14 protein-coding genes are annotated in these 23,323 nt (G+C 63.5%); 6 read left to right on the top strand and 8 right to left on the bottom strand.

The window, feature by feature from the left end; genetic code table 11:
- Positions 1-72: 72 nt before the first annotated feature.
- From O3297_RS14560 to cphA (O3297_RS14535), 6 genes are all read right to left on the bottom strand, one after another.
- Positions 73-960, bottom strand: a complete 888-nt coding sequence (locus O3297_RS14560; RefSeq protein ID WP_305049007.1) for a MurR/RpiR family transcriptional regulator — start codon at positions 958-960, stop codon at positions 73-75.
- Positions 961-1,004: 44 nt separating this feature from the next.
- Positions 1,005-1,289, bottom strand: coding sequence for a hypothetical protein (locus O3297_RS14555; protein WP_070281185.1), 285 nt, complete (start codon positions 1,287-1,289; stop codon positions 1,005-1,007).
- 331 nt (positions 1,290-1,620) lie between these two features.
- The gene (locus O3297_RS14550; protein WP_305049006.1) at positions 1,621-4,287 is read right to left on the bottom strand and encodes a TonB-dependent receptor; all 2,667 of its coding nucleotides are present in this window, start codon (positions 4,285-4,287) and stop codon (positions 1,621-1,623) included.
- 226 nt (positions 4,288-4,513) lie between these two features.
- Positions 4,514-7,660, bottom strand: a complete 3,147-nt coding sequence (locus tag O3297_RS14545) for an EAL domain-containing protein (RefSeq protein WP_305049005.1) — start codon at positions 7,658-7,660, stop codon at positions 4,514-4,516.
- Positions 7,661-7,854: 194 nt separating this feature from the next.
- Positions 7,855-10,425 carry a cyanophycin synthetase gene (gene cphA / locus O3297_RS14540; RefSeq protein ID WP_070281178.1) on the bottom strand — a complete coding sequence of 857 codons (2,571 nt, stop codon included), beginning with the start codon at positions 10,423-10,425 and terminating at the stop codon, positions 7,855-7,857.
- 77 nt (positions 10,426-10,502) lie between these two features.
- On the bottom strand, positions 10,503-12,680 hold the full coding sequence (gene cphA / locus O3297_RS14535; protein WP_099394391.1) for a cyanophycin synthetase: 2,178 nt from the start codon (positions 12,678-12,680) through the stop codon (positions 10,503-10,505).
- 467 nt (positions 12,681-13,147) lie between these two features.
- Between cphA (O3297_RS14535) and O3297_RS14530 the strand changes: the two genes are divergently transcribed.
- Positions 13,148-15,418, top strand: a complete 2,271-nt coding sequence (locus O3297_RS14530) for an ABC transporter ATP-binding protein (protein WP_249153439.1) — start codon at positions 13,148-13,150, stop codon at positions 15,416-15,418.
- 2 nt (positions 15,419-15,420) lie between these two features.
- Positions 15,421-15,891 carry a DUF1854 domain-containing protein gene (locus O3297_RS14525; protein WP_034783381.1) on the top strand — a complete coding sequence of 157 codons (471 nt, stop codon included), beginning with the start codon at positions 15,421-15,423 and terminating at the stop codon, positions 15,889-15,891.
- A 135-nt stretch (positions 15,892-16,026) separates the two neighbouring features.
- Here the strand turns inward: O3297_RS14525 and O3297_RS14520 are convergent, their stop codons facing one another.
- Positions 16,027-18,552, bottom strand: coding sequence for a TonB-dependent receptor (locus O3297_RS14520; RefSeq protein ID WP_305049004.1), 2,526 nt, complete (start codon positions 18,550-18,552; stop codon positions 16,027-16,029).
- Between the two features lie 435 nt (positions 18,553-18,987).
- A complete protein-coding gene (locus O3297_RS14515; RefSeq protein WP_070281173.1) occupies positions 18,988-20,502 on the bottom strand; it encodes an AMP nucleosidase in 1,515 nt (504 codons plus the stop codon).
- A 122-nt stretch (positions 20,503-20,624) separates the two neighbouring features.
- Here O3297_RS14515 and O3297_RS14510 point away from each other — a divergent pair, with 122 nt between their 5' ends.
- From O3297_RS14510 to O3297_RS14495, 4 genes are all read left to right on the top strand, one after another.
- Positions 20,625-21,221, top strand: coding sequence for a TetR/AcrR family transcriptional regulator (locus O3297_RS14510; protein ID WP_034783384.1), 597 nt, complete (start codon positions 20,625-20,627; stop codon positions 21,219-21,221).
- Between the two features lie 14 nt (positions 21,222-21,235).
- Entirely contained in the window at positions 21,236-22,039 is an 804-nt protein-coding gene (gene map, locus O3297_RS14505; RefSeq protein WP_176376279.1) for a type I methionyl aminopeptidase, read from the top strand.
- 2 nt (positions 22,040-22,041) lie between these two features.
- On the top strand, positions 22,042-22,566 hold the full coding sequence (locus O3297_RS14500) for a hypothetical protein (RefSeq protein WP_305049003.1): 525 nt from the start codon (positions 22,042-22,044) through the stop codon (positions 22,564-22,566).
- A 78-nt stretch (positions 22,567-22,644) separates the two neighbouring features.
- On the top strand, positions 22,645-23,289 hold the full coding sequence (locus tag O3297_RS14495) for an FABP family protein (protein WP_070260323.1): 645 nt from the start codon (positions 22,645-22,647) through the stop codon (positions 23,287-23,289).
- The last annotated feature ends 34 nt before the right edge of the window (positions 23,290-23,323 follow it).

The raw sequence follows: 23,323 nt of genomic DNA, 5'->3' as shown, positions 1-23,323 counted from the left end.
TTTCTTATCGGCAAGGGGAATACCGATTATAGAAGGCGTTGCGCTGCTTGACAACGTTTGATGTATTTGTTTTTAATTTACATCATTTGATGTTTTTGCGTAGGCGCCCAGCGCCCGCAGCTGGCTTTCCGCCGCACCGATGGCGGTGACGGCATCGGGCCCCGCGCGCGCCACCAGCAGTTCCACCAGGCTTTCGACGGCCGCGACGCCGGCCACGATGGAGGGGAAGAACGAGGGGCTGTCGACGGCGATGACGATGCTGGCATCGGCTTGCAGGGCCAGCGGCGACAGGGGGCTGTCGCTGATGGCGACCAGCTGGCAGCCGGCTTGGCGCGCCGTCTGCGCCACCAGCAGCGCTTCGCTGGAATAGGGTGCGAAGCTGACGACGACGACGGCTTCGTCTGCCTGCAGGGCGCGCAAGTCCATTTCCAGGGTGCCGCCCTGGCCGCTCAGTAGCTGCACGCTGGGGCGCAGCAAGCGGTACAGGTAGTGCAGGGTGTAGGCGATGGGGTGGGCGGCGCGAAAGCCGGCCACATGCACGCGGGGCGCCGCCTGCAGCAGGTTGGCGGCCGCGTCCAGGGCGGCGTGGTTGGCACTTTCCGTGGCGGCCAAGTTGCGCTGCTGCACCGTGAACACTTCGGTGACCAGGTTCCCGTCCTTGCCGGCCAGCGCGTCCGCCTTTGCCGCATAGCCGGCCGGTGCGGTGCGCAGGCGCTCGACGAAGATGGCTTTCAGTTCCGGCCAGCCGGCAAAGCCCAGCTGTTGCGCCAGGCGCACGAGGGCGGCCGACTGCACCTGCGCGCGCGCGGCGATGCTGCGCATCGATGAGACGGCCACTTCGTCCGGATGGTCGGCCAGGTAGCGGGCGCCGGCCTGGAATTGCGGGCTCAGTTCCGCATGGCGCGCCTTGATCAGGTCCATCAGTGCCGTATAGGAGTCGTGGGGTGTCGCTGCCTGCATCGCCGTGCCTCATTTGATCGGTTGCGGCGATGGTACAGGATTCGTCAGCGCGCCGGTAGCGGCAAGCCTTGCGCCAGCGCGGCCGTGCGCGGGCGCAGGCGGGCAAACAGGTGCGGCCCGGCAGGTTTGCGGCGCGGTCCCGTCGTCAGCACGCGCAGGGCGGTGGGCAGCGGCACGTCGTGGCAGTGCAAAAACAGGGCGGCGGCGCCCGTGCCGGCCATTTCCTGCAAGGCCAGCGCATGCTCGACCAGCGCCGCCGTGCGCATGTCGAGCCGCACCGGGATGTCGGGTTGAAATAACTGTGTGTCGACGTGCCGTGCATTGCGCATGCTGTCCCCGCCGGGTTCGCTAGTCAAGCTGCCAGCATAAAAGCCCCCGGCGGCGCCATTTTGCGTTAAATCAATTCCACTGTCGGATAGATTCCGCAAAGCAAAAAAACGCCAACCGTTGCCGGCTGGCGCTGAAAACCCTCAAGGAAGAAAGAATATGTATTGCAATGACGCGTCGACGCCTGACAAAACCATCGCCGGCCGCAAAGCGCGCCGCGCGGCCGGTTTGGTCAGGTGTTGCTGCCGGTCCTAAAAACGTCCAGGGCTAGGCGCCGCGCCGAAGACAGTACGCACAGTACGGCGAGGCGCGGCAACAACGCCCTGGGCGTTTTTAGTAGCTCCAGCGGACCGACAATCCGACAACCTTGTCATAGCGCCGCACGTCGCGCACATACTCGGGCGTGTCGTGGTAGTCGCGGTAGGTCGAGTCGAGCAGGTTGTTCGCGTCCAAAGTCACCGTGGTGTTCGGGTTGAGCTTGTACGAGACCGACGCGTCCAGGGTCTTGGTTGGCGCGACGGTCAGGTGGATGCCCTTGCCGCGGTAGTTGTAGTCGTCGACGTACTTGTCGCGCCAGCTGTAGGCCAGGCGCGCCGACCACGGTCCCTGTTCGTACAGACCGACGATATTGGCCGACCATTTCGACATGCCCGTGAACGGATGCGCGCTGCCATTCAATTCTTCCAGCTCGCCCGTCATGTAGGTGGCGTTCGCTTGCAGGCCGAGGCCGCTCATCCAGCCTGGCAGTTTGTCGTAGAACTGCTGGTAAGCCATTTCCACGCCTTGCAGATGGCCCTTCGAGGTGTTGCGCGGACGCGTGATGTCGTACTCGATGCCGCCATACGTTTCCTTGGCCGAACCGGACAGGATGTAATTCTTGAAGTTGTGGCGGAACACGGTGGCCGTGACGGAACCCGTTTGCGCGAAATACCATTCCAGCGCCACGTCGAGGTTCTTGCCTTCCACGGGTTTGAGGTCGGGATTGCCGCCGTTGCCCGTCGGGCGCACCATTTCCAGGCTCTGGCCCAGGGTCACGCCGGGGTTGAAGTCGGCGAAGTTCGGGCGCTGCACGGCCTTGCCTGCCGTCATGCGGGCGATCAGGTCCTGGCGCAGCATGGCTTTCAGGGTCATGCTGGGCAGCACGTCCGTATCCGAAGTCTTCACGCGTACGGGCGTGATGATGCCGTTTTGCGAGGAATTGCCTTGCAAGTCCTGCTTGGTCTGCACCACGCGCACGCCCAGGGTGCCATCGACCGGTACTTGCGCCAGGTCAAAGCCGATGCGCGCCTTGCCGTAGACGGCATTGGTTTTTTCCACGTCCTTGAAGTGGGTCATCGGATCGTCCGGGCTGCGCTCGCTGCTGCCCGTAAACAGCTGGCGCAGGGTATCCGTGTTGTTGAGCATGAAGTCGCGGCATGGCGTGAGCCAGCTTTGCAGGCCGAAATTGCCCGTGTTCTTGTGCGAAGTGCAGGCCAGGCCGGGCAGGGCGTCGGCAGTCATGATCGACGTCAGTCCGCCTTGCACGTTCTTTTCGCGTATCGATTCCGCCTTGCGCTTGGCCAGGCGCACGCCGCCCGAGAATTCGCGGAAGAAGCCCGTGCTGTCCATGTCGTAGGTAACGTCGCCGCGCCAGTCGGTCGAGCTGCCTTCATCCTGGCTGTGATTGTCGTAGAAGCCGAGCAGGGTGTAGTTCTTCGGATCCGTCATGTTGTAGCCGGGGTAGCTGATCTGCGCGCCGCCGTTGACGTTGGTGCTGCCGATCACGCTGGTCGGATGGGCGAGGAAGTCGAGGATGGGAAATTCGCGCTCGAAGTTGCTGACCGTGCGCGCCAGTTCCGTGGTGGCGCGCAGCTGCGGTGTGATGTCCCAGCGCGCGCCGATGGCGCCTTGCGAACCGATCGAGCGGTCGCGCCGCGCCTGGGTCGAGCCCAGCGTGAACGGCGACCATGGGCCGTCGATCTTGCCCACCGTGGCCGCCTGATTGGTACCGGGGATCAGGGTGATGTCCGGGTTCTGGCCCCACGGCAGGGAACCGACGAAGAACTGGCTGTCGAACGCATGCTTGATCAGGGTCGACATGCCTTCCGCATACACTTCCACCTGCGAGTTCGGGCGCCACTGGAAGGCGGCATTCGCCGCATAGCGCTTGCGGTCGCCCACGGTCGGGATCATGCCGACGGAATCGGGACCCGTGATATTGCCCGCTTCGGGGCGCTTGACGGGTTCGGCATTCCAGATCGTCTCGTCATAGTATTTGCCGCGCTGGTAGGACAGGCCGAGCAGTGCGCCGAATTCGCCGTATGGGGTCTTCCAGCGGTTCGAGACCATGCCGCTGACGTTCGGGTCCGTCGAACCGGATTTGTCGCGGTGCTCGGCGCGCACGTTGCCCGATGCCGTAAAGCCCTTGAAGTCGAAGGGGCGGTTGGTGCGCACGTCGATCACGCCGGCCGTGCCGCCTTCGACCATGTCGGCGCCCTGCGATTTGTACACGTCCACGCGCTGCAGCATGGCCGTCGGGATGTCGGCCAGGTACAGGCTGCGGCCCACGGAGGTGAACATTTCGCGGCCGTTGAGCAAGGTCACCACGCCGGGCAAGCCGCGGATGATGACGGTACCCGCTTCGCCGCCTTCGCGGCGGATCTGCACGCCCGTCACGCGGCCGAGGATTTCGGCCACGTTCTTGTCGGGGAATTTGCCGATTTCATCGGCGACGATGGAATCGACCACCTGGTCGTTGTTTTTCTTGATCGTCTGTGCGCTTTGCGCCGCGCGACGCACACCGGTGACGGCGACGACGGCGATGCCGGCATTGTCGGCCGCCGGTGCTGCTGCTGCCGATGCCGTTTCTTCCACTGGCGTGTCCACGGCGGGTGCCTGTTGCGCCCAGACGGAAGCGCTGCTCAGCAGGCCGGCGCCGGCCAGGGCGGTCACTGTGGCCTTCAAGGTCAACCGTGTGTTTTGTCGGGACGTGCGGGTGCCCGTTGCCATCAATTGCTTCATCTTGTCTCCACCTGTATTTTAGTTATGTTGAGAACGCTGCGGCAGTCGCCGCCAGAGCTGGAACTTGCTCAGAAACATGGTAGGTGGGAATGACTTTGCCCCACAAATGACTTCTTTTGCGATGTCAATACCAATTCCGGTATCCCTGCTGCATTCATGCGCCCTGGCGGCCGCCGCGCGTTGTCGAACCTGGCGCCTGCGCGTTGCGGGCGCTCCACAGGAAGTGTCAGGCGGCGCAGGACGCGGTGGTTTGCGCCAGCCAGGCCATGAAGTGCGCCTGCGGCATGGGGCGGGCAAAGTAATACCCTTGCAATTCATCGCAGCCGGCATGACGCAGCACGTCGGCATCGGCCGCGCTTTCCACGCCTTCGGCGGTGACCGTCAGACCCAGGGTATGGCCAAGGCCGATGATGGTTTTCGTCACCGCCAGATTCTGCGGCGAACCGTGGATGTCCTGCACGAAGCTCATGTCGATTTTCAGCTTGTCGAGCGGGAAGCGGCACAGATAGTTCAGGCTCGAATAGCCGGTGCCGAAATCGTCGATAGACAGGGCAAACCCCAGTGCCTTGATGGCGTGCAGGGTGGCGATGGTGTCGTCCACGTTGTCCATCAGGATGGACTCGGTCAGCTCGAATTCGATCTGTCCCGGCGTGACGGGAAATTCGCGCAGCACTTCGCGCAAGGTGGCCACCAGGCCGCCGCTTTTCAGCTGGATGGCCGACAGGTTGATCGACACGGCGATGTCGCCCGCGCCCGCTTCGCGCCAGGCCACTTGCTGGCGGCACGCCTCACGGATGACCCACGCGCCGATGGAGACGATCAGGCCCGATTCCTCGGCGGCGGGGATGAAGCTGTCGGGCGCGATCAGGCCGTGCTGCGGATGTTGCCAGCGGATCAGGCTTTCCACGCCATTCAGGCGGCTGCTTTTCGCATCGATGCGCGGCTGGTAGTACAGCACCAGTTCCTGTCGTTCGATGGCGTGACGCAGATCGCTTTCCAGGTGCAACTGCTGCAACTGCTGCTCCTGCATCTGCGGCGTGAACATGCGTGCGTGATCGCGTCCGCCGCTCTTGGCCTGGTACATGGCCGCATCGGCGTGGCGCATCAGGGTATCCATGTCGCCGCCGTGGTCCGGATAGATGGCCACGCCCACGCTGCACGAGACATACAGCTCGTTGCCTTCCACCTGGTGCGGCTGGCGCATGGCCGGTATCAGCCGCGTGTCAAGCAGGGCGGCGATGGATGCGGCGTCGCCGATGCCATTGAGGATGACGACGAATTCATCGCCGCCCAGGCGGCTGACGGTATCGCCTTCGCGCACCAGCTGCAGCAGGCGCGCCGACACCGATTGCAGCAGCGCGTCGCCCACGTGGTGGCCCAGCGCGTCGTTGACGTGCTTGAAGCGGTCCAGATCGACGAACAGCACGCCCACCTTTTCGCCGCTGCGGCGCGCCTGCGCGATGGCGGCCGCCAGGCGCAGCTTCGACACGTGGCGATTTGCCAGTCCCGTCAGCGCGTCGTGGTGGGCCATGTGCTCGATCTGCCGCTCGCTGGCCTTGCGTTCGCTGATATCGAGCGAACTGGCGATGAAATGCGTGGTGACGCCATCGAGGTCGCGCACGGCGTTCATCACCAGCCAGGCGGGATAGCTTTCCAGCGACTTGCGCTGCACCCGGATCTCGCCCTGCCAGTAGCCGCGCCGCGCCAGGGTCCGGCGCAGGCTGTCGAGCTGCTCGGGACTGTTGTCGGGTGCGAGCAAAAAGGCCGGGCGCTTGCCGATCAGCTCCACCATGTCGTACAGCGAATGGCGGCGGAAGGCCTGGTTGACGGTGATGATGCGCATGCCGGCGTCCATCACGATCAGGCTTTCGGCGGATGCCTCGAAGACCTTGGCCCACAGTTCCAGGCGCGACTCCATCAGCTTCATCTTGTTGATCGGCGTGAAGGTCGACAGCACGGCGCGCTGGCCCTGGTAGTCGATCAGGCGCGCGGAAATCAGGGCCCACGTTGGCGTGCCGCTGCCGCTCCAGCATACTTCGAATTCATCGACGGCGCCCAGGTCGCTCAAGCGCTGGAAGAAGCGCGAACGGGCTTGCGGACTCATGCCGCCCACCCACGGGTCCAGTTCCAGGCCGCCCTGCCACGCGTGCGCGGCCTGGTTCGCGTGCAGCACCTGGTGATGGGGGATCGAGGTGACCATCAGCGGAATGGGAATGGCGTCGACCAGCTGGCGCTGCGCATCGGCCGCGCTGGCGCTGGCCACCAGTTCCTGCTGCGCCATGCGCTGGAAATCGAGCTGCTGCAGCATGGTATTGAAGGCGCTGACCAGGCGCCCCGTTTCGTCTTCGCTGTCCCAGATGGCGCGCAGGCTATGGTCGCCCGTTTCGCGCACTTCCTGCGCCACGCGCGCCAGGCGGCGGATGGGCAGGGCGATCTGGCGCGCGACGAAAAACACCAGGCCCAATATCATTACCAGCAGCAGCACGGCCGTGCCCAGGTGCAGCCACATGCGCGTAAAGAAGCCGTCCACGCGCAGCTGGATCAGGCGGTGCAATTCGCCTTCCGCTTCGCGCCAGGCATGCAGCAGGGCCGCAGAGGCGGCTGCATCGTGGCGCAGCAGCGCGGCGCTGCCAGCGGCACTGACAGGCGCGCCGGCCAGCGCCTGGGTGCTGGCGCGAAACTGCGCCACGGCTTGCTGCAGGGCCGCGCGCGAGCCGTCCAGGTGCTGGCGCAGCAGCGGCGTGCTGGCCGCGAACGCCTCCGTGTAGTCGCTGCCGATGCCGCCCATGGTGGCGTCCATGCGCCCTTCCAGGATCAGGAACTGGGTCTGCAGGCGCTGGCGCTGCGCGCCTTCGGCCGTCGCCAGTTGCAGGGCCAGGGCGCGCGTGCTGTTGATCACTTCCAGCAGTTCCGGGAAGCGCAGGATCACCAGCGACATGGTGTAGTAGCTGTCCAGGTCCGGGTCGAGGATGAGGTTCGACTGGTTGCCTACGCGTGTGAGCAGTGCGCGTCCGGCAACGAAGGCGGGCGAGGGCGCGATGCCGTCGTCCGGCGCAACGGGCGTGCTGCCGGACTGGCGCAGCAGGGCGGAAAATTCCCTGCTCAATTCCGCGCTGCGCATATCGCTGCCGAACTGGCGCTCGGCCATTTCGATGGCAGCTGCCGATCCGGCTGCATCGGCTTGCGCGCGTGCCAGGGGCAGCAGCGCATCGCGGATCGCGGCGATGTAGTCGTTGCCCGCCATCTCCTTGCGCGAGAAATCGATGGCGATGTATTTTTCGTTGATGAGGATGCCGGAAATGAAGATGACGGCGGACAGGTCGAGCAAATAGATCAGCGCCAGTTTGCGCCCCACCGTCAATTTCCCGATCATGCGCGAGATTCTGCCCACCATGCGTGCCCCACCTTCTTGTCAGCCCATTTATGTTTTCTTATGAGCAATTTCCATGCCTGAATTTACAAGCTTGCAAGGGGGCTTTTGCACCATGCGGGTGCGCGCAGGGAGGCGGTGCGCGCGCATAAAAAAGGGCGGCCCGCAGGCCGCCCTTGTGCGCGATGATACTGCGCTTATGCTTCGGCGACGCGCTTGGCGATGTGCGCCAGCGCTTCTTCCACCTGGTCGATCAGGATCAGGCACAGATCGCCTTCGTTCAAGCGCGCCAGGGCCTTGTCGATGGCGACGAATTCGCCGTTGATTTCATCGATATGGCTGGTGCGCTTGGCGCCGTCCAGGCCCTGGCGCAGCAGCGCCACGACTTCGCCGTCGGCGCGGCCGCGCTGGCATTGATCCTGGTACAGCAGCACATCGTCGAAGGCGGCGCCGAGGATTTCCGTCTGCTGGCGGATGTCTTCGTCGCGGCGGTCGCCGGCACCGCTGATGACCACCGAGCGGCGCTTGGCCGGCATGCTTTCCACGGCTTGCACCAGCGCCAGGATGGCGTCCGGATTGTGGCCGTAGTCGGCGATCAGCGTGGCTCCACGATAATCGAAGACGTTGAAGCGGCCCGGCGCATTGTCGGCTTCATTGGCAAAGGTTTTCAGGCCCAGCGCGATGGTTTTCCAGTCCAGTCCTACGGCCCAGGCGGCGGCCAGCGACGCCATGACGTTGTCGACCTGGAAGCCGATGGCGCCGTTGCGCGTGATCGGCACCTGCGACAGGGCGATTTCGTGGCGCTCCTTGCCCTGCGCCGCGACCAGCTTGCCGTCCTCCACGTACACCACGCGGTTGCCCTGTGCGCGGTGCGTGGCCATCACGGGATGCGTCTTGTCGGCGGCGAAGAAGGTCACCGTGCCGCTGCAATTCTTTGCCATGCGCGCCACGGCCGGGTCGGTGGCGTTCAGCACGGCCACGCCGCTGTCGGCCACGTTCTGCACGATCACGCGCTTCAGGACCGCCAGGTCTTCCACGGTGGTGATGTAGTTCAGGCCCAGGTGGTCGCCGGCGCCGATGTTGGTCACCACGGCGACCTGGCAACGGTCGAAGGCCAGGCCTTCGCGCAGCATGCCGCCGCGCGCCGTTTCGAACACGGCCGCGTCCACGTCCGGGTGCAGCAGCACGTTGCGCGCGCTGCGCGGTCCGCTGCAGTCGCCGCTGTCGATCTGGCGTCCTTCGATATACACGCCATCCGTGTTGGTCATGCCCGTGCGCAGGCCGGAAGCCGTCAGCAGGTGGGCGATCAGGCGCACGGTAGTGGTCTTGCCGTTGGTGCCGGTGACGGCGACCACGGGAATGCGGCCATCGTCGCCTTCGGCGAACATGGCGGCGATGATGGCTTCGCCCACGGGACGCGGTTTGCCGAACGACGGCGCCAGGTGCATGCGCAGGCCCGGTGCCGCGTTCACTTCCACGATGCCGGCGTTCTGCTCTTCCAGCGGTTTCAAGATGCTTTCGGAGACGACGTCCACGCCGCAGATGTCCAGGCCCACCATGTGCGCGGCCGCGACGGCGCGCGCCGCCACTTCCGGGTGCACGTCGACGGTGACGTCGGTGGCCGAGCCGCCCGTCGACAGGTTGGCGTTATTGCGCAAGATCACGCGCTGGCCCACGGGCGGCACGGATTCGGCCACATAGCCCTGCTTGGCCAGGCTGGCCAGGGCGATGTCGTCGAAGCGGATTTTCGTCAGCGAGGTGGCGTGGCCGCTGCCGCGGCGCGGATCCAGGTTGACCTGGTCGACCAGTTCGCGCACCGTGTGCTGGCCGTCGCCCACCACTTGCGGCGGGTCGCGGCGGGCGGCTGCCACCATCTTGTTGCCGATGACGAGCAAACGGAAATCGTGGCCCGGCAGATAGCGCTCGACGAGGATATCGTCGCGGAATTCCTGCGCCGCGAGGAAGCCGGCCGTCAGTTGTTCGCGCGTGGTGACATTGACGGTCACGCCCTTGCCCTGGTTGCCGTCCTTCGGCTTGACGACGACAGGCAGGCCGATCTCGCAGGCGGCGGCCCAGGCATCGTCCGCGTCGACGGCGACACGCCCGTGCGGCACCGGCACGCCGGCAGAATCCAGCAGTTTTTTCGTCAGTTCCTTGTCCTGCGCGATGGCTTCGGCGATCGCGCTGGTGCCGTCCATTTCGGCGGCCTGGATCTTGCGCTGCTTGCTGCCCCAGCCGAACGTCACCAGGCTGCCTTCGGTCAGGCGGCGGAACGGGATGTTGCGGGCCACGGCGGCGTTGACGATGGCGCCCGTCGATGGGCCCAGGCGCACGTCTTCATCGAGTTCCTGCAACTGGTGCAGCGCGCCGGCCAGGTCGAACGGCGCATCGTCGAGCGCGGCCTGGCACAGCTGCTGCGCCAGTTCCAGCGCCAGGCGGCCGACGGCTTCTTCCGAGTATTCGACGACGACCTGGAAGATGCCCGTTTCCAGGGTCGGCGTGGTGCGGCTGAAGGTGACGGGGCAGCCGGCTTGCGCCTGCAGGCCCAGCGCCGCCAGTTCCAGCACCTGCGCCATCGGCGCGGCGTTGTAATTGCCCAGCGGTTGCAGCGGGCTCAGTTGCGGAAAGCGCGCGCGCAGGCGGGCTTCGAAGCCGGGCAGCTGGGCGATGTCGAGTTCCTGCGTGGTGCAGGAAACAATGGCTTCCACGGCGGTGTCGTGGCTCCAGAGGTTAGGGCCCCGCAAGGCCCGTACGCGAGATACTTCCATAATTAAACCGTAATCCTGTTGTGTTCTTGTGGGCCCGGCCGTCATGGCCGGGCTTGAGTGCTGCTTTGCCTGTGCTGTCAGTTGCCGATGCAGCCGGGGGCCGCGTCGAAGGTGCGCAGTCCGGCGCAAATCAGATCGACGGGCAGGTTCAGGGCCCAGGCGGCCGCCGCGACGGCCAGCACGCTGTCGACATTGCCGGCCGTGGCCGGTTTCAGCAGGTCCAGGCACAGCAAGACCGTTTCGATGCCGCCTTCGGCCAGCACGATGTGGTTGCCGCGCACGAATACGGCGCGCTGGCCGGCGGCCAGTTGCGCCGCGATGGCGGCCAGGCTGCCATCCTGCGCATACAGGGTCACCGTGCCGTCGCACAGCTCGGCCAGTTCCAGCACGTGCGCGTTGGCGGCATTGAGCACGGCCACGCCCGTCGGCACCACCACGTCGACCTGGCTGCGCACGGCCTTGTACAGGCCCGCTTCGTCCAGCACGTCGAAATCCTTGACGCTATCGAGGCTGCCCATGTCCGTGACGACGCCGATCTGGCACTTGTCGTAAGCCAGGCCTTCGGCCAGGATCATGCGCGGATTGCTCTCGAACAGGGCCGTCTGCACGGTGCGGTTGAGCAGCAGGCGCTGGCCTGCATCCCAGTTCACGCAATCGCTGCTGACGACTCTGCGCTGGTCCAGATACATGCCTTCGCTGCAGACGGCGCCCGTGTGCAGGCCCGACAGGTTGAGCAGCTTGCACAGCATGCGCACGATCAGGCTGGCGCCGCGCGTACCCGTCACGCCGATCAGCGGAATGCGGCCCGTTTCCTCGGGCGCGAACAGGTGGTCGACGATGGCCGCGCCGACAGGGCGGGGCTGGCCCACGCCCGGCTTGATGTGCGCCAGCAGGCCAGGGCTGGCATTGACTTCGATGATGGCGCCGCGCTGCTCTTCCAGCGGACGCGTGATGTCGGTGGTGACCAGGTCGATGCCGGCGATATCCAGGCCAACCACGCGCGCGGCCAGCAGGGCCGCATGCACGACGGACGGATGCACGTCGTCCGTGACGTCGATGGCCACGTTGCCGTTCGGCTGGATCAGCACTTTCTGGCCCGCCTGCGGCACCGACAGGGCGGTCATGCCCTGGCGCTGCAGTTCCAGCACGATTTCGCCCGATTCATGCGGCTTGACGGTGCCCAATGGGAAATCTTCGCCTTCGCCGCGGCGCGGATCGGTATTGATCTGCGTGTTGACCAGTTCCAGCACGGTGGAGACGCCGTCGCCGTCAACCCACAGGGATTCGCCCTTGGCGGCCGCGATCAGCTTGTTGCCGACCACGAGCAGACGGTGTTCGTCGCCCGTGATGAAGCTTTCCACCAGCACGGCCGAGCTGTCGCCCTTGCGCGCGGCCAGGTCGTAGGCTGCCTTCACGTCCGCTTCCGTCATCAGGTTCAGCGATACGCCGCGGCCATGGTTGCCGTCATAGGGTTTGACGACGACGGGCACGCCGATGTCTTGCGCTTCTTCCCAGGCCGCTTCGGCGCTGCGCACCAGGCTGCCTTCGGGGACGCGCACGCCGCACGATTTGAGCAGGAATTTGGTGAGGTCCTTGTCGCTGGCGATGCCTTCGGCGATCGCGCTGGTGCGGTCCGTTTCGGCCGTCCAGATGCGGCGCTGCGCGGCGCCGTGGCCCAGTTGCACCAGGTTGCCGTCGTTCAGGCGCAGCGAAGGGATGCCGCGTTCGGTGGCCGCATCGACGATGCTGGCCGTGCTCGGGCCCAGGCAGCGCGCGTCGACCATGTCGCGCAGGGGCGCCAGGGCCGCTTCCAGGTCGTAGGCTTCATCGTTGATGGCAGCCATCAGCAGTTCGCGCGCGGCGGCCAGGGCGGCGCGGCCCACGTGCTCTTCGCGCGTGCGGAAGGCCATCTTGTAGACGCCGCGCTGGCTGGTCGAGCGCGTCTGGCCGAAGCCCGTGCGCATGCCTGCCAGGTTTTGCAGTTCCAATACGACGTGTTCGAGGATGTGGGCCGACCACGTGCCTTCGCGCAGGCGCTCGAAAAAGCCGCCCCGTTCGCCCACGCCGCAGCGGTGCTCGATCATGCCGGGCAGCCACGCCACCAGGCGCTCGTACAGGCCGGGCAAGGTATTGGATGGATAGTCTTCCAGTTCGCCGATGTCGACCCAGGCTTCAATCACCGGGCGGTAAGTCCAGATGTTGGGGCCGCGCAAGTGGGTGACGCGGGCAAATTCGATGTTCTTCTTCTTGATCATGTAAGTGGTTTCTTGATAACAAGCCAGGCGTCTGGGCGCCAGATACTTTATGTTGGCTCTACAGAGTCTTTTCAGGCTCGTGCTTGGTTCTTTATCCCGGGTATGCGCAGTGTGCCACTTTTAGCGGCCTCTTGTCGCGTTTGCTTCTCGTATTCTGCTGGTGTTGTCATTCTAATTGTTACTAATTGTTGCCATACTTGTTATAAAGATACCGACTCTGGCCAAAGCTGGAGCATTTGCGCAACAGCGGGCTGTTGTATACTTGCCGCTGGTCGATGGCCGCTCATTTTTTTGCTCCGTTTTGCCATCATTCCTTACCGGCAGGCATCCATTCGATACAATACAGGAAATTGCCACTGGTGCATCTGCCTCGCCATCGCGCAGTACACAAACATTGATCGGGCGTCTGCCCCATCCCCCAAATCCCGCCCTGAAGGGCTTGGCCTCGAGCCGGAGTATGCTTTACGATGACAACTGAACTGAGTGTTCCTGCAACAACTATTCCCCTCACTTCGCTGCCGGAACACTGGCTGGCGGAAGTGGAAAGCAACCTTTCTCCAAGGGAGAACGTTTTAAGTAGCGTTGAGGTTGACCTCGATGCGCGATTACGTTTCACAAAAGGCATAATTGTTGTCACAGAGAAGCGTTTACTGGCCCGTTCCCCGGGCGATACCGTCTGGAAAAGCTGGTCTTTCCGCCCCGGACTGCGCCTGACGCACCATGACCACGCCGGTGTCGGCCACCTGGAACTGTTCGACGACCACGGCCGCCTGGCGTCGTGGCGCTTCACTTTGGGCCAGAACCTGCATGCGATCCGCGTGCTGGAACAGTTCGTCGAGCGCCTCGACAGCCACCTGACGGGCCAGCCCGTGCTGGAAGCGGAGCAGGAAGTGTGCCCCAGCTGCAAGGCGCCCTTGGAACCGGAGCAGGAAGAATGCCCGATCTGCGCCAAGGTACTGCACACGCCGCCATCGACCTGGACCCTGTTCCGCCTGTGGCGCTTCGCCCACCCCTACCGTGGCCAGCTGGCCCTGGGCTTCATGCTGATGCTGCTGAGTACTGCCGCGCACATGATTCCGCCCTACCTGACGGCGCCGCTGATGGACAATGTGCTGATCCCGTATCAGAACGGCAAGCATATCGATCCCTGGCTGGTGGTGTACTACATGAGCGGCTTGCTCGGTTCGGCCCTGCTGGCCTGGCTGCTGGGCTGGGGCAAGACCTATGTGCTGGCCCTGGTGTCCGAACGCATGGGCGCCGACTTGCGCTCGGCCACCTATGAACACCTGATGAAGCTGTCGCTGGAATTTTTCGGCGGCAAGCGCACGGGCGACCTGATGGCGCGCATCGGCAGCGGCAGCGACCGCATCTGCGTCTTCCTGTCGCTACATTTGCTCGATTTCGCGTCCGACGTGCTGATGATCATCATGACGGGCGTGATCCTGTGGTCGATGAATCCGTGGCTGGCCATCATGACCCTGGCGCCGTTGCCGTTCATCGCCTGGATGATCCACCTGGTGCGCGACCGTTTGCGCACGGGCTTTGAAAAGATCGACCGCGTGTGGAGCGAAGTGACCAACGTGCTGGCCGATACCATCCCCGGCATCCGCGTCGTGAAGGCGTTTGCGCAGGAAAAACGCGAAGCGGCCCGCTTCCGCGACGCCAACGCGCACAACCTTGCCGTCAACGACAAGCTGAACAAGGTTTGGTCGCTGTTCTCGCCTACCGTTTCCTTCCTGACGGAGATGGGCTTGCTGGTCATCTGGTGCTTCGGCATCTGGCAGCTGTCGCGCGGCGAAATCACCGTCGGCGTGCTGACCGCCTTCATCGCCTACAGCACGCGTTTCTATGGCCGACTCGATTCCATGAGCCGCATCGTCTCCGTGACGCAGAAATCGGCATCGGCCGCCAAGCGCATCTTCGACATCCTCGACCACGTGTCGAGCGTGCCGGAACCGGCGCAGCCCGTCAAACTGGACAAGATCGAAGGACGCATCGATTTGCGCGAAGTCGGTTTCCGTTATGGCAACCGGGCCGTCAACCGCGGCATCACCCTGAACATCAAGGCGGGAGAGATGATCGGCCTGGTGGGCCACAGCGGTTCGGGCAAGAGCACGCTGGTCAATCTGATTTGCCGCTTCTATGACGTGTCGGAAGGCGCGATCCTGCTCGATGGCGTCGACATCCGCTCGTTCGCCGTGTCCGACTACCGCCGCAACATCGGCCTGGTGCTGCAGGAGCCGTTCCTGTTCTTCGGCACCATCGCGGAAAATATCGCCTACGGCAAGCCGCACGCGACGCGCCAGGAAATCATCGCCGCCGCGCGCGCCGCGCATGCGCACGAATTCATCCTGCGCTTGCCGCAAGGCTACGATTCGATGGTGGGCGAGCGTGGCCAGGGCTTGTCCGGCGGCGAACGCCAGCGCATCTCGATTGCCCGCGCCCTGCTGATCGACCCGCGCATCCTGATCATGGATGAAGCAACATCGTCGGTCGACTCGGAAACGGAAAAAGAGATCCAGAAGGCGCTGGACAACCTGGTGCAGGGCCGCACGACGATCGCCATCGCTCACAGGCTGTCGACCTTGCACCGGGCCGACCGCCTGGTGGTGCTGGACCGCGGCCAGGTCGTCGAAGTGGGCAGCCACGATGAACTGATGGCGAAAGAGGGCGCCTATTTCCGCCTCTACGAAGCACAGGCGCGCAACAACGAACTCGCCCTGGATGACAAGGAATAAGCATGGCCAGTACAACTTTTACATTAAGCCGCGACACCTTCGGCAAGCTGGTGATGACGGACGCGGACGGCCAAGTCTTTGAGGGCGTGGCGCCCGTGCGCGCCTTCCCCATCCAGTCACCCGACGAAGGCATTTCGCTGGTGCTGGGCAATGGCAAGGAAGTGGCGTGGATCGACCGCATCGACGCCTTGCCGGAGCCGGCGCGCAGCCTGCTGCAGGAAGAGCTGGAAGGGCGCGAATTCATGCCCGAGATCGCGCGCGTGAAAAGCGTCTCCAGTTTCGCCACGCCGTGCACCTGGCATGTCGATACGGACCGGGGCGAGACGCAATTCGTGCTGAAAGGCGAGGAAGACATCCGCCGTATCGGCGCGACGTCGCTCTTGATCGCCGATAACCACGGCATCCACTTTTTGATCCGCGACATGTTCGGTATCGACAAGAACACGCGCAAGATACTCGACCGCTTCCTGTAGGCGCCAGAGCTGTCCGAAAGCCGCTGCCTGCAGCGGCTTTTTTTCGCCTGCCGGACATGAAAAAAGCCGCATAAGAATGCGGCTTTCGTGGGCAGTACCGGCAGCCCGTTTCAGGCCGCCGGGGATTGCGCTACATTACATGAACTTGTAGCCTGCGCCGATGTAGAAGTAACGGCCACGCACGTTGTACAGCTGGGCAAAGCCCAGGGTGCCGTACTGGTTGCCTGCGCCCATGATGCTAAACGGCGGCATTTTGTCGAACAGGTTCTTGATGCCGGCCGTGAAGGTCAGGTTTTGCATCGCCACGTACTGGCCCGTCAGATCCACTTCGGTGTGCGAAGGAATCGTGCGGGTGCCAGGCTTGATTTCGTCGCGGCGCAAGTCCGAGTCGATCATGTCGCCTGTCGTGCGGATCACCAGGGAGCCGGACATATTGTCCTTTTCCAGGCTGGCCGTGAACGTGTTGCGGTACTTCGGATTCATGAACGTCTTCAGCGTGCTTTGCACCGGATCGGTTTCCGTATCCTGCGTTTCCATGCGGGTGTAGATGGTGGACGCATTGCGGATCGTGAATTTGCCGAACATCGTTTGCGGCGAGGTGTAGCGCAGGTCCGTATCGAAACCGCGCACTTCGGTGGTGGCCAGGTTCTGGTTGTTCAGCAGGATGCGGGCGTCGCCATTCTTGATTTCGACGTTGCCGCGCTCGATGGCCTTCAGTTCCGACAGAGTGCCGATTTCGTTCTTCTTGTCGATCTTGAAGTAATCGATGCTGACCGTCAGCGAGTTCACTGGCGAGAACACCATGCCCAGGTTGTAGGTCTTGCCCGTTTCCGGTTTCAAGTCCTTGTTGGAGCCGGAGACCTGGTAGTAGGAGAAGTTGGTACAGTTACCCGAGATCGAAGGGAAGGCATTGCAGACTTCCTTGTCGTTCGTCGTGTAGGCGCCCGCATCGACGCCGCCGAACATCTGTTTCAGCGATGGCGCCAGGTAGCTGCCCGCATACGAGCCGCGGAACATCAGGTTGTTCAGCGGCTGGTAGCGCAAGGCCAGTTTCGGGCTGGTCTTGCTGCCGACATTCGAGATGTCGTCATAGCGCACGGCGACCTGTGCTTCGACGTTTTTCAGGAATGGAATCGACAGTTCGCCGAAGATGCCCTTGGAATTGCGGTCCGCCTTGACGGCAGCCTGCTGGATGCTGCCGAAGACCACGCCATCGATCTGGTTCTGGTCGGGCTGGTCGCTCAGCGTTTCCTTGTTGTACGACACGCCGACGGCGTAAGCCATCGCGCCGCCTGCCAGGTCCATGATCGGCGCGGAAGCCTTGGCGTTAAAGAAGGTCAGTTCCGACTTGCCGGCGCGCGTAGGCGTCAGGCGGATCTTGTCGACGGCTGCCTGCGCGTTGTCGGTGCGGGTCGGGTCGATCGAGCCATTCTCGATCGCTTCGTTGAACAGATCGTAGTGCGCGTAGTTCGAATCGCGGTTGGTAGCCTTGCTCACGCCCTTGCCGATGGCTACATCCCAGTCGATGCCGCGCGTCGTGCCTTCCAGGCCCGTCGAGAACTGGGTCATTGTGCCCTTGCGGTTGGTCTTGCGCGGACCCATTTGCATGAAGCGGCCAGCAACAGTCTTGCCGTTGACCTGGAAATTGCCAGGTGCGGCCTGGGATTCGAAGTCATCCTTGCTTTCGGAATACGTAAATTCCGCAAACGCGCGGATGCTGTCGCTGATTTTCAGGCTACCGATCAGCATGCCGCTGGCGCGGTCGGCGCCATTGGTCGAGGTCAGCAAGGTCTTGTTGACGTCGAAACGGCAGGAGCCGGCGCTCAGATCACCCGGTGGGCATGGCACCAGGGTGCCGCCGCCGGCGATATTGCCGCTAGGATGGAAGCCGCTGCGGCCATCGGGGCCGCCAAAACGGCGGAAGTCGGCCGAACGGGTCAGGTCGCGGTCCTTGCGGTAGATCGGATCGCGCTTGAACACGTCGACCGTGGCCAGCACGTTGAAGCCCTGGGTGTCATAGTCGCCAAAACCGTAAACGAGGTTGGCCGTCTTTTCCTTGGCGTCCGAGCGCGAGCTCTGGCCGTAGCTGGTTTTCGCTTCCAGGCCCTGGTAGTTCTTTTTGGTGATGAAGTTCATCACGCCGGCAACCGCATCGGCGCCATAAATGGCCGAACCGCCGTCTTTCAGGATTTCAATGCGTTCCAGCGCGCTCAGCGGGATGGCGTTGACGTCGACCGCGGCGCCCGCGCCCGAACCGTCAGCCAGCGCATTGGTCGGCAAGCGGCGGCCGTTTAACAGGATCAGCACGTTGCGCTCGCTCAAGCCGCGCATCTTGATGTTGGTAGTACCGGAGCCGGAAGGCGAGCTGGCGCTCAGTTCGCCCTGGTCATTGATGTCGATGGAGGCCAGGTTGCGTACCAGCTCGGCGACGCTGGTGGCGCCCGTGCGCTCGATATCTTTCTTGCTGTAAATTTCCACTGGCGCGGCGGTTTCGGCATCCACGCGCTTGATGGCGGAGCCGGTCACGACCACGCGTTGCAGCTTCTCCTCGCCAGCCTTGGCTTCCTGTGCCTGGGCTGCCTGGTGCATGAAACCGGCGCCCATCATCAAGGTGCCTGCGAACATCATGCGCAAGGATTTGCTTAATTTCTTTTCAATCATTGTCTGTCCTCCAACTAGGAAACTTTAGTTTCCTTAGGGTTTTATTTAGCCATTTGAAATTATTTTCAAAATTACCATGTTTACAAATTTGATAGATTAAATTTGCAATTCATCAGACCATTTTTTGATCTTGGCTGTCAAGAACTGCCGAGAATTTGTGCATGTGCATGGCAGCGACCAGAGTGAAAGCGGATGAATTTTATTTGCGAGGAGCAGGAAAGTGTCAAATTTCAATTGTTAATTAAATTAAATTTTCCAATTGGAAAAAATGTCGTTGAAAGTTTGGTGTTTGCGAGGTGCCTGTCTAGACAGCTGTTGTTTTTTTGTGACGATATGGACGCCCGATAACGGTGGTGCAAACGGCGTTGCCGGGGCAGGGCAGCGGGCAAAAAAAAGCCGCCCGGTAAGGGCGGCTGACGTGGCGCATGGCGGGTGTTACTGGAACGCGACCTCGGCAAAACTGCGCAATTTGCGGCTGTGCAGCCTGTCCACGCCCTGGCGGCGCAGCAGTTCCACGGCGCGGATGCCGATGCGCAGATGCTGGTCGACCCGCTCGCGGTAGAAGTGATTGGCCATGCCGGGCAGCTTGATTTCGCCGTGCAGCGGCTTGTCGCTCACGCACAGCAGGGTGCCGTAGGGGACGCGGAAGCGGAAGCCGTTGGCGGCGATCGTCGCGCTTTCCATGTCCAGCGCGATGGCGCGGCTCTGGCTGAAACGGCGCTCCGGCGTGCGCTGCGGCAGCAGTTCCCAGTTGCGGTTGTCCGTGCTGGCCACGGTCCCCGTGCGCATGATGTGCTTCAGATCGTGCCCCGTCAGCTGGGTGATTTCAGCCACGGCCGTTTGCAGCGCCTGCTGGATTTCCGCCAGCGGCGGGATCGGCACCCACAGCGGCAGGTCTTCGTCGAGCACATGGTCTTCGCGCACATACGCATGCGCCAGCACGTAGTCGCCCAGGCTTTGCGTGGTGCGCAAGCCCGCGCAATGGCCGAGCATCAGCCAGGCGTGCGGGCGCAGCACGGCGATATGGTCGGTGATGGTCTTGGCATTGGCGGGGCCGACACCGATATTGACCATGGTGATGCCGCTGCCGTCCGCGCGCAGCAGGTGGTAGGCGGGCATCTGCGGCAGGCGCGGCGGCGCGGCGCCCAGCGCATCCTCGCTTTCGACCGTCTGGCCGACCCGGCGCGTGACGACGTTGCCCGGTTCGACGAAGGCGATATAGCCATCGTCGTCCGATGGCGCGGCCGTATCGGGCGCGCGGTCCATCATGGCGTGGCCCAGGCGGATGAATTCATCGATGTAGAACTGGTAATTGGTAAACAGGACGAAGTTCTGGAAATGCTGCGGCGACGTGCCGCTGTAGTGGCGCAGGCGCTGCAGCGAGTAATCCACGCGCGGCCCCGTGAACAGGGACAGCGGCTGCGCTTCGCCATGCGCCGGTTCGTGCGTGCCGTTGGCGATGCCGTCGTCCATGGCCGACAGGTCGGGCAGGTCGAACAGGTCGCGCATGGCCAGGCGGCGGCCCGCGTCCATATTGCCTTCGATATGGTCATGCTCGGCGAACGAGAAGTGCACGGGAATGGGCTGGGCGCTCACGCCCACTTCCAGGTGCACCTTCTGGCCGCTGTTATGGTTTTTCAGCAGCAGGGTGAACTGGTCGAGGTAATAATCGCCGAACAGGTCGGGGCGCGTCAGGGTGGTTTCAAACACGCCGGGGCCGGCGACAAAACCGTAGGCCAGCGGCGAGTCGGCGCGCGCCACGGTGTCCGTCTGGATGCGCACGAAGGGATAGCAGGCGCGCACTCTTTCGTGCATGTCTTCGCCGGCGACAAAACGCTGCAGCGCATCGCGCAAGTGTTCGATGCTGCTGCGGTAGATGGCTTGCACTTGTTCCAGCGCCAGGCGTGGATCGTCGAAGCGGGAGGAGGCGATGAAGGGGGGCGTAAGCAAGCGGATTCTCCTTGTGGCGGTTCGTGCATACCATTGTAAGGCAGCGAGGCAACTCTTGTTTGTCCCGTCTTTTCCAAACGGGAGCGCTTGACGGATTCAAATAGAATCTGTATTCTATTTGAATGGTCAGACTAGCCAAATTCAACGAAAACAACTTCATCGACAGCGCGATTGCCGTCGCCGCCCAGTGCGGCGTGGGTGCCGTCTCGATGGCCGCCATCGCCGTCAAGGCCGGTGCGCCCATCGGCTCCGTGTATCACCGCTTCGATTCGCGCAACGCCATCCTGGCGCGCGCCTGGCTGCGCGTGAAGAGCGACTTCCGCGAGGAAGTGGCCAGCCGCTGGCTCGGTGGCGACACCTGGGCCGGCGTGCACGGCTTGCTGGACTGGTGCCGGCGCAAGCCCGTGTATGCGCGCTTCCTGCTGCAATGCGCGGACAGCCCCGATTTCAGCAGTGGCCTCAGCGAGGAGTTGCTGGCCGCCGTCGAAGAAGAGCAGGCCGCGCTCGACGCCTGCTTTGTCCGCTGCGCCGAAGCCATGCCCGCCACCACGGAACTGGACCTCGATCACATGCTGCTCAAATTTGTCCTGATCGACGCCCCCGTGGCCGTCGTCAAGCCTTACCTGACCCAGGAGCGGCCGATACCTGCCAGCGTCGACGCCATGCTGCGCGCCTCGCACGATGCCGTGCGCGGCTGGGCTGCTCACACCACACACTAACCAAGAAGAAAACCATGCGCTATTCCACCCAGCTTGAACACGGCAAGAAAATCCCCCTGCACGACGAAGAAGGTTTCATCGGCATGCGCGCGGCCGGCCGCATCGCCGCCGACACGCTCGACTACATCGCGCCTTTCGTCAAGCCTGGCGTGTCGACGGCCAAACTCGACGCCCTGTGCGAAGAGTTCATGCGCGCCGCCGGCGCCATCCCCGGCACCATCGACTACCACGGCTACAAGCACGCCAGCTGCATTTCCGTCAATCACGTGGTCACGCACGGCATCCCGTCCGAAACGAAGATACTGAAAGTGGGAGACATCCTCAACATCGACGTGACGCCGAAGTTCAACGGCTGGTTCGGCGACACCAGCCGCACCTTCAAGGTGGGCGCCGTCTCCATCCTGGCCAATCGCCTCGTCAACACGGCGTATGACGCCATGATGGCCGGCATCCACACCGTGCGTCCCGGGGCTACCTTGGGCGACGTGGGCGCCGCCATTGAAGCGGTGGCCAAGGCGCAGGGATTTTCTTCCGTGCGCGATTTCTGCGGCCATGGCGTGGGCCAGGTCTTCCACGACACGCCGCAAGTGCTGCACTATGGCCGCGCCGGCACGGGCATCGTGCTGGAACCGGGCATGATCTTTACCATTGAACCGATGCTCAACGTGGGCAGCTACCAGGTCAAGGTCTTGCCGGACAAATGGACGACGGTGACGAAAGACCGTTCGCTGTCGGCGCAGTTCGAACACTCGCTGGCCGTGACGGAAACGGGCTTTGAAATCTTCACCCTGACCGGCTCGACCGCGCCGCTGGTGTAAGCATGGATGACGCGCGCCGGCAGCAGCTCACCGATATCATCGCCGCGAAAGCCGGCGTGGATGTCGCTTGCGCGGCGCGCCACCTGGCGCTGCATGATGGTGACGTGGCGGCCGCCCTGCGCGGCATCGATGCCGAGCGCTACACGCTGACGCAGCGTCTGCTGAACAAGTACCGGCGCGATCCGGAAGACGCGCTGCAGCACGTGGCGCTGGCCGTGCTGCAGCACGAAGGCATCCGCAGCGACAGCGTGCTGCGTGCCGAACGTATCGCGGCCCTGGCGCCGGAAGTGGCATGCGTGCTCACGCTGGCCGAGTGGCTGGCCTATGTGGACTGGGAAGGCTTCGACAGCGCCCTGTACTCGAATATCGACGCGGTGGCGGCGATCATCGCCGGTGCATTGGGCCTGCCCGAGGTGGCTGCCAACCTGCTGCAAACGCGCGATGCAGCCGTGTTTGAAACGCAGCGCCCCGCGCTGGCTGCCGCGGCTCTGCTGTTTATCGAGCGCCACACTACGCAGTTTCCCTGACGGCTGGCGCTTTGCCGCCGGGCGGCGCGCATCTTACAATGGCGGCAAGCACTGTTGCCCCATTTTGAAGATTTCCGCATGAGCGATTTTCCCGAAGATATCTATACCGAGCCGTCCGCCGACGTGCACACCCTGAACAACCTGGGCCCATTGACCGGCATGGCCGGCATCTGGACAGGCACGCGCGGCCTGGACGTCAAGCCGAAGGCCGACGGCCCGCGCAAGCAGGCTTTCGTCGAGCGCATCGAACTGCAACCGATCGACCCCGTCACCAACGGCCCGCAACTGTTCTACGGCTTGCGCTACTACATCCACATCACCAAGCCGGATCAGGTCAAAACGTATCATGAACAGGTGGGCTACTGGCTGTGGGAGCCGGCCACGGGCGCCGTGATCCAGACCCTGGCCATCCCGCGCGGCCAGATCGCCATGGCGTCCGGTACGACGACGGCGGACGCCACCAGTTTCGAACTGGTGGCCAAGCGCGATTCGACGGCCTACGGCATCTGCTCGAACCCTTTCCTCGAACATGCGTTCACCACCGTCGAATACCGCATCAAGGTCGATATCCACGCCGACGGCACCTGGGGCTACGACGAAGACACAGTCATGCTGATCCGTGGCAAGGATGAACCGTTCCACCACACGGACCGCAACCTGCTGACCAAAGTCGGCGAGCCGACGCCGAACCCGATGGCCCTGCAGGCGCTGGCGGCGGTGTAAAAATCAAAAAGCGGCGACTTTTTCCGCCGCTCTG

It is taken from the genome of Janthinobacterium sp. SUN128 (assembly GCF_030587275.1).
In the GTDB taxonomy this organism is placed as follows: domain Bacteria; phylum Pseudomonadota; class Gammaproteobacteria; order Burkholderiales; family Burkholderiaceae_D; genus Janthinobacterium; species Janthinobacterium lividum.
This window is presented reverse-complemented; position numbering and strand designations above follow the sequence as displayed.

Bases quoted from the DNA above. Each gene is read 5' to 3' on its own strand.
- O3297_RS14510 (WP_034783384.1), top strand. From the start codon at position 20,625: ATGGTCAGACTAGCCAAATTCAACGAAAACAACTTCATCGACAGCGCG.
- map (WP_176376279.1), top strand. From the start codon at position 21,236: ATGCGCTATTCCACCCAGCTTGAACACGGCAAGAAAATCCCCCTGCAC.
- O3297_RS14500 (WP_305049003.1), top strand. From the start codon at position 22,042: ATGGATGACGCGCGCCGGCAGCAGCTCACCGATATCATCGCCGCGAAA.
- O3297_RS14525 (WP_034783381.1), top strand. From the start codon at position 15,421: ATGGCCAGTACAACTTTTACATTAAGCCGCGACACCTTCGGCAAGCTG.
- O3297_RS14530 (WP_249153439.1), top strand. From the start codon at position 13,148: ATGACAACTGAACTGAGTGTTCCTGCAACAACTATTCCCCTCACTTCG.
- cphA (WP_070281178.1), bottom strand. From the start codon at position 10,425: ATGGAAGTATCTCGCGTACGGGCCTTGCGGGGCCCTAACCTCTGGAGC.
- O3297_RS14520 (WP_305049004.1), bottom strand. From the start codon at position 18,552: ATGATTGAAAAGAAATTAAGCAAATCCTTGCGCATGATGTTCGCAGGC.
- O3297_RS14555 (WP_070281185.1), bottom strand. From the start codon at position 1,289: ATGCGCAATGCACGGCACGTCGACACACAGTTATTTCAACCCGACATC.
- O3297_RS14560 (WP_305049007.1), bottom strand. From the start codon at position 960: ATGCAGGCAGCGACACCCCACGACTCCTATACGGCACTGATGGACCTG.
- O3297_RS14495 (WP_070260323.1), top strand. From the start codon at position 22,645: ATGAGCGATTTTCCCGAAGATATCTATACCGAGCCGTCCGCCGACGTG.
- O3297_RS14545 (WP_305049005.1), bottom strand. From the start codon at position 7,660: ATGATCGGGAAATTGACGGTGGGGCGCAAACTGGCGCTGATCTATTTG.
- cphA (WP_099394391.1), bottom strand. From the start codon at position 12,680: ATGATCAAGAAGAAGAACATCGAATTTGCCCGCGTCACCCACTTGCGC.
- O3297_RS14550 (WP_305049006.1), bottom strand. From the start codon at position 4,287: ATGAAGCAATTGATGGCAACGGGCACCCGCACGTCCCGACAAAACACA.